Origin of the sequence: Alicyclobacillus suci, from assembly GCF_017329615.1 — a bacterium.
GTDB classification, from domain to species: domain Bacteria; phylum Bacillota; class Bacilli; order Alicyclobacillales; family Alicyclobacillaceae; genus Alicyclobacillus; species Alicyclobacillus suci.
In genome coordinates, this window is sequence record NZ_JAFMTW010000045.1 from 20,793 (window position 1) to 27,348 (window position 6,556).

At 47.9% G+C, this 6,556-nt stretch carries 8 protein-coding genes; 6 read left to right on the plus strand and 2 right to left on the minus strand.

All coding sequences use genetic code 11. From position 1 onward, the window contains the following. Positions 1 to 22: 22 nt before the first annotated feature. The 4 genes from J3482_RS16595 to J3482_RS16610 are packed head-to-tail and all read left to right on the plus strand — an operon-like array spanning position 23 to position 2,311. Positions 23 to 781, plus strand: a complete 759-nt coding sequence (locus tag J3482_RS16595; RefSeq protein WP_031219339.1) for a class I SAM-dependent methyltransferase — start codon at positions 23 to 25, stop codon at positions 779 to 781. Beyond that, positions 778 to 1,341, plus strand: a complete 564-nt coding sequence (locus tag J3482_RS16600) for a GNAT family N-acetyltransferase (RefSeq protein ID WP_021298662.1) — start codon at positions 778 to 780, stop codon at positions 1,339 to 1,341. Before J3482_RS16595 ends, J3482_RS16600 begins: the two co-directional genes overlap by 4 nt. Continuing rightward, positions 1,338 to 1,829 (plus strand): GNAT family N-acetyltransferase, encoded by a 492-nt coding sequence (locus J3482_RS16605; RefSeq protein WP_021298663.1) that lies wholly within the window; start codon positions 1,338 to 1,340, stop codon positions 1,827 to 1,829. The genes J3482_RS16600 and J3482_RS16605 overlap by 4 nt, the downstream gene beginning before the upstream one ends. A gap of 26 nt (positions 1,830 to 1,855) precedes the next feature. After that, a complete protein-coding gene (locus J3482_RS16610; protein ID WP_031219342.1) occupies positions 1,856 to 2,311 on the plus strand; it encodes a GNAT family N-acetyltransferase in 456 nt (151 codons plus the stop codon). 177 nt (positions 2,312 to 2,488) lie between these two features. Here J3482_RS16610 and J3482_RS16615 read toward each other — a convergent pair whose 3' ends face one another. Both J3482_RS16615 and J3482_RS16620 read right to left on the minus strand, forming a co-directional pair. Then, positions 2,489 to 3,196: a hypothetical protein gene (locus J3482_RS16615; RefSeq protein ID WP_021298665.1), complete on the minus strand. Its 708-nt coding sequence runs from the start codon at positions 3,194 to 3,196 to the stop codon at positions 2,489 to 2,491. Between the two features lie 57 nt (positions 3,197 to 3,253). Beyond that, a complete protein-coding gene (locus tag J3482_RS16620; protein ID WP_021298666.1) occupies positions 3,254 to 3,982 on the minus strand; it encodes a VIT1/CCC1 transporter family protein in 729 nt (242 codons plus the stop codon). A 260-nt stretch (positions 3,983 to 4,242) separates the two neighbouring features. Between J3482_RS16620 and J3482_RS16625 the strand changes: the two genes are divergently transcribed. Further along, positions 4,243 to 5,313, plus strand: a complete 1,071-nt coding sequence (locus tag J3482_RS16625; protein WP_021298667.1) for an LLM class flavin-dependent oxidoreductase — start codon at positions 4,243 to 4,245, stop codon at positions 5,311 to 5,313. Between the two features lie 15 nt (positions 5,314 to 5,328). Next, complete coding sequence (locus J3482_RS16630) at positions 5,329 to 5,880, plus strand: NADPH-dependent FMN reductase (RefSeq protein WP_223204260.1); 552 nt, start codon at positions 5,329 to 5,331, stop codon at positions 5,878 to 5,880. Positions 5,881 to 6,556 lie beyond the last annotated feature (676 nt).

The window sequence follows — 6,556 nt, forward strand, 5'->3', positions numbered from 1 at the left end:
GGAGTGAGGCTTTGTGACGGGGATGAGCCACGTTGCCGCGAAACACTATGATGAAAAATTGGGATTTGTCTCGGAATACGGCAGGCAGGTGGTAGAACTCCTGCATCCACAGCCTGGTGAGCGCGTCCTTGACATCGGTTGTGGAACGGGGGACTTAACCAATCAAATTGCAAGATTAGGTGCATCCGTAGTGGGCATCGATGTGTCAGAGCGGATGGTGGAGCAGGCGCGTAGGAAATACCCGGATCTTTCGTTTCGCGTCGGCGATGCGCAAGATTTTTCGACATCGGAGACGTTCGACGCAGTGTTCTCAAACGCCGCATTGCACTGGATGCAGAACCCGACTGCCGTGATTCAATCCGTATGGAAGGCGCTCAAAGCAGGTGGCCGATTCGTCGCAGAATTCGGTGGCAAGGGAAATGTTCAACGTGTGGTTGATGCACTCACTATCGCGTTACGTGAGCAGGGTGTTGATTCGACTGAGCGCAATCCTTGGTTTTTTCCGAGTATTGGAGAATATGCAACGTTACTCGAGGGGCAGGGTTTTCGGGTGACCTACGCGGAGCACTTTGATAGGCCGACCGCCATGGTTGACGGAGAACTGGGTATCGAGCACTGGCTGAACGGATTTGCGGAGGACTTTCTCGTTGGGTTTGCAGAGGCGGATCGACAAAACATCATCCATCGCGTCATGGAACTGACAAAGCCTCATTTGTTCATGGATGGGCAATGGGTGATTGACTATAAACGCATCCGCGTTGCGGCGGTGAAGCCGTCGTGACGTCTTCACTATCTGGTAGACACCAAGACGAGCAAGAACGTGTTGCTGTATCAAATGAGGAAGTGGTTATCACCGCACCGCAAACGGCTGACGACACGCGTTGGTTGATCACGCTTTGGCAGGAAGAGTGGGGCGGAGAGACGATGGTCAGTCACGGACAGGTGTATGGTCTTGCGGATTTACAGGCGCTTGTCGCGCGATGTGGTCATGAACTCGTCGGTGCGGCGACTTATCGGATAGCGGATACGGGCTGCGAGTTGATGAGTATCAACGCGACGAGGCAAGGTGGCGGGATTGGCACAAAATTACTGGCTGCGGTGGAGCAGGCGGCCCTATCTGCTGGTTGTCATCGAGTATGGCTGATTACGAGCAATGACAACCTGAATGCGCTGCGCTTTTATCAGAGGCGAAAATATCGCATGACAGCCGTGTATCCTGGGGCCATTGACGCGGCGCGACAAATCAAACCGACGATTCCCCTCGTTGGCGACGATGGCATTGAGATTCACGATGAAATCGAGTTGGAGAAGCGGCTCATTGAAAAGGGGGCATCTGTGTGAAGGTGTCTCCGGTCATCCGCAAATACCGTTCGGCGGATGCCACGTATTTGCAAGAAATTGACCGGCTCACATGGCATCCGGCGGTTTCTCCTGCGCCGTCACCGACAGAGTCTCTGGAAGTGTATCGCCGTCACCTGCAGACGCGGATGATTCTGGTTGCCAAGGTCGAAGATGAGGTGGTTGGCTATATCGGTTTGGCTGCACCGACGTGCCTCTTAGCCAATCGCCACGTGTGGCTCATCGATATCGCTGTTCACCCGAAGATGCAGCGTCAAGGAATCGCGACGGCATTGTTGCATGCGGCCGAAGTCCACGCCCGAATGCACCACGTATATAAGCTGTCCTTACGTGTCTTAGAGACAAATCAGGGTGCCCGAGCATTGTACGAGCGAGTGGGGTTCGTCGAAGAGGGGCGTCTTCGCAACGAATTTTTCATTGAGGGAAATTTTGTGGATGATATCTGGATGTCAAAATGGACTGGAACGTGATGCGGTTGGAATTGGGAGATGACATGATGGCATTGGATATTCGCAGTGCGGAAATCAATGATATCCCCGTGTTATGTGCTTTAATGACACAACTCACCGGCCATACGGTTTCGGCTGATACAATGGCAAACCGCCTAAAATTTGTTGCTGAAAGCCCTTATGATGCCTTGTATGTCTGTCACGAAAACGGGATGATTCTTGGATGTTTGGCCTTTAGAATTCGTGAAAACATTGAGGATGCAAGCAGATATGGGGAAATCTCTGCATTGGTTGTTGATGACGAGGCGCGCCGTAAAGGAGTAGGGCGCTTTCTTGTTGACTATGCTGAAGGATTAGCAAGGCAACTTGGGTGTATCGGGACTTGGTTGGTGAGTGGATTTGGTCGAGAAGAAGAGGCACATCATTTTTACAAATCAATCGGGTATGAAGTAACGGGTTATCGATTTGTGAAGAGACATTCGCCATGTAGCGACCATGGTTGAAGTGAAAGCGTTGGTTGATCCTAAGCTTCTGATTTCAGTGCTGAGACGATTGTTGGTGATGGATACGGATGTTGTCCGCAATTGAAACATGCAAAGAACGCGGCATTTCCATACCGCGTTCTAATGGCCTTTTATGCCCATCTGAAATTTTAAAAGTCCGGAAGGTACAGAGTCGCTTCATTTCTTCCTAGAATTGCTACGGAGAATTGGTACTGCGATGAACACCGCGAATAGAGCAGCAAAAAGCCCTAAAATGAGTGGACTTGGTATCCCGCGAGTAATTCGCCAATGGTTCCAAGGAGAAGAAACGGGAATCATGAAGATGGCGGCAACTATCCCAACGAGAATAGCAGCCATATTAGTCCAGAGACGCGACAAGTGTCCAGACACGCGTTCAGCGGGTTGGCTTGTCCAATCACTTGCGATGAGACGAGGGACTTTTCTAAGGTAGGCGTACACATGGACGGCTAAAAGTGGTAACCATAGAGCGACACTTGCCGCATGAATCTTGAGAAACAGTCCCATGTGCGTTGGTCCAGCCACTGCCAGTCCCCATCCGCTAATAAAGACTAAAATCGTGATGAAAACGAGGAAAGGTGCTAAAATTCGTAGCCAAATGTTCGGAGGACCTTTCCGAACGAAAGTCGGTGAGTTCGTGTAGAAGCGAAAAAAACGATAACCCGTACTGAACATCTTCACGACAAGTGGGCCAGACAAAAGTATACCGACAAAAATGTGTACTGAGATCAACGTGTGTAAGTTCGCGGTAATCACAAGCTCTGTCACGATGAGTATAAAGAGCACAGCACCGGCAAGTGCGGTCAACCGTTCATTACGGATAGCGGAAGCGTGTTTGTCAGCATAGAGCTGTCGACGATGCATCAATTCTATTCTCTCCAATCTATGTTCATAAAAGCCTCGGGAAGTCGAGCCAAAACGTGTTCAAAGTATATAGCTCCCTAAAATACCGAGTGCATACGATGCAACACCGACAATCACACCAGCGATTGTCATTTCGAGTCCACTAGACCACCACGAGCGGATTGTGATGGTACTTTTTGCAGTGCCAACGATGAAGTGGGCCAATAGACTAATCATTGCTGCGGCAATTATCGCCGGTAGTCCTCTCATGAAAAAGAACGGCAAGAGCGGTATAATCGCGCCAACAAAGGTGGAGATTGAACCAACCAACGCGGATGTCCATGGATTTCCAAGACTCGCTTCATGTATCCCATGTTTTTCTTGTGTCATTGTCTGGATAAATCTCTCGTTATCCGAAGCGAAATGAGATGCAATCCGTGACGCGTCTTCCTCCGAAAATCCTTTTATTTGATATATCAGCGACAGTATTTCGATCTCTTTGTCTGGGTTTTCACGGACACTATGTTCTACTTCTTTTCGAGTGCGTTCCATTAGTTCGTTTTCGGATTTCGTTGCTAACCATGCGCCAGCGCCCATGGACAAAGTGCTCGCAAGGGCGCCAAAAAAGCCAGAAACTAAGATGGTATGACTATCCGGTGTATAGCCGGCAACCCCCGATATGATTCCAAATATCGCACCCAGACCATCATTCACTCCGTATATTGCATCGCCTACCCAGTTGGTTGCATTTTTCTTTTGTTCACTTCCGATAAGTTGATCCAGCCTGGCGGTTGGGGACATTGTTGTCATGTAGATCACCTCTGTACACTGCATATCAATGCTTTGCTGAGGCCCATTATTGAATTGGACAAACATATTAGTCAATTGTTACCGCAGAAGTATGTAGGAGCGAACGGAATGACTTATATCTGTCCAATCCGTGTGATTACATTCACTAAACAGTTTCATACATTTAAATAGATACTATATATTTTTCACTGAGTTGATTATACTATCATTAGTCGTTTCTGAATGAAGCCGATAGGCACACCCAATAGGGAGAGATACAGATGGAACAGTATAGAATTGATAGAAGCAAAGGCTTAGAATTTGGTATTTATACGTTGGGAGACCATCTCGCGAATCCATACACTGGGCAACGCATTTCTGCGGCACAGCGAATTCATGAAATTATTGAATTAGCGAAGCTTGCTGAGCAGGCTGGCGTTGATTTTTTTAGCGTTGGTGAAAGTCATCAGGAGTACTTCGCCACGCAGGCACATGCTGTGGTTTTGGCGGCGATTGCTCAAGCCACAAAGACCATTAAGATTGGGAGTTCTTCTACGATTATCAGCACTTCCGATCCCGTTCGGGTGTATGAAAACTTCGCAACAATCGACTTGATTTCGAATGGTCGCGCGGAAATCGTAGCTGGTCGCGCTTCAAGGGTTGGGCTTTTTGAATTACTAGGTTACGATCTCCATGATTACGAAGAGCTGTTTGAAGAGAAATTCGACCTTTTATTGCAGATAAACAGGGAAGAAGTTGTGAATTGGAGTGGTAAGTTCCGGGCTCCGTTGCGGGATGCGAAGGTTTTGCCACGCCCGCTTCATGGATCTCTGCCCATTTGGCGCGCAGTGGGTGGAACGCCCGCCAGCGCTATCAAGGCTGGATATGCTGGAGTGCCGATGATCATGGCTCATCTGGGAGGGCCTGCTGCCTATTTTAAGCGAACCATTGATGCCTACCGTGAGGCTGCGAAGATGAATGGCTTTGACCCTGCGACGCTTCCGGTCGGAACAACCGGGTTTTTCTATGCAGCCGAAACGACACAACAAGCGCTGAAGGAATATTATCCGCATATCAACGAGGGTATGAAGTTGACGAACGGTCAAGGATTTTCCAAACAATTGTGGGCGCAAGGCGGCGATACACGCCATATTATGAACGTCGGAAGTCCGCAGCAAATCATTGAGAAGATGCTCTATCAGCATGAACTGTTCGGGCACCAGCGCTATATCGCGCAGATGGATTTCGGCGGTGTACCATTCGATAAGCTAGCGAAGAATATCGAGATTATCGCTACGGAAATCCTGCCTGCCATTCGAAAGTATACGGCTCCAAAACAGGAGGCTGAGTAAAATGAGGTATTGCTTTTGTCTGGTTCAAGAGTCGGATCGAAAACAAGAACAGCGTTGAATCATATACAAACGTCTTTCGCTGAAAAGTATCCAGAGGTTGAAACATCGCTTATTGATTTAGGCGAATATGATGTCCAGTTTAGTGATGGAAGGAACTACCTCGAGTATGATGGGGATACGGGGATTGTGGCAAGAGCCATTATGGATGCCGATGCCGTTGTCATTGGAACGCCCATTTTTCAGGCATCTATTCCGGGGACATTAAAAAACATCTTTGACTTGCTCCCAGAGAGTGCATTTCGAGATAAAGTTGTGGGTATTGTGGTGACAGCGGGATCGTCAAAACACTATTTGGTCGCAGAGCATCACCTGAAGCCGATTTTAGGCTATATGAAAGCGCAGATTGTGCAGAGCTACGTATTTATCGAGGAATCTGATTTCTATCGCAAGGAAATTGTAAATGATGATGTTCTTTTTCGAATCGAGCGACTGGTTGAGGATACCGTCCTATTGACCAAAACTTATACAAAACTTCGCGAAGAGAAAGAAGCAGAATACGGGTTTTAAGAGCGTACGCAAAGCATGACCTGCGCGAGTGACGCTGACTTTCGCCAGGTTGGTTCACTGTTGCACGAGTGAGCACGATGACAAGGATAAACGACAAGGATAAACAAGGTTAACGGCAAGCCGTATTGGCTTGCCGTTGCTGTTAAACATTCCTAATGACATTCGGATTGCTGATATATCCCCCCGTACTTTAACACACCCCATATCAACCTTTTGTGTTATTATTAGGAATAACGCTTTCGGGTTAAGAATTTTCTGGAGATGAGAAGATGATTCGCAAGGTCTTAAGACCGGTTGTTGTGTTAACTGTCTTCGGATTGCTAGTAGGCCTCTTGAATACTCAATCGTACGCGGAAGTTGATGGCAAAGTGGTTCAGTCCGCCTCAACAGGTGCTATTGTCGGCCATATTTTAATGAGTGGATTCTCAGGGCTAATTCTTGGGTTCTTTGTGGAACTGATCTATCGGCTTCTAAGGAACAAAAACTAATATAAACCCGGATTTCGACGATTGTGTCCTCATGAACTGGTGTGAATAATTGAAAAGGTGCTCCCCGTATGGCTAAGATGAGTTTGTCGAGAACCACATCTTCGCTAGGAAGGAGCACCTTTTGGGTGAAACAATATAATCATACACGAAGTCAGTTTGCTCGTAAAAGCTCTACAATTCATACTCGC

Coding starts and splice junctions, on each gene's coding strand:
- J3482_RS16595 (WP_031219339.1), top strand. CDS start 23: ATGAGCCACGTTGCCGCGAAACACTATGATGAAAAATTGGGATTTGTC.
- J3482_RS16610 (WP_031219342.1), top strand. CDS start 1,856: ATGGCATTGGATATTCGCAGTGCGGAAATCAATGATATCCCCGTGTTA.
- J3482_RS16620 (WP_021298666.1), bottom strand. CDS start 3,982: ATGACAACAATGTCCCCAACCGCCAGGCTGGATCAACTTATCGGAAGT.
- J3482_RS16625 (WP_021298667.1), top strand. CDS start 4,243: ATGGAACAGTATAGAATTGATAGAAGCAAAGGCTTAGAATTTGGTATT.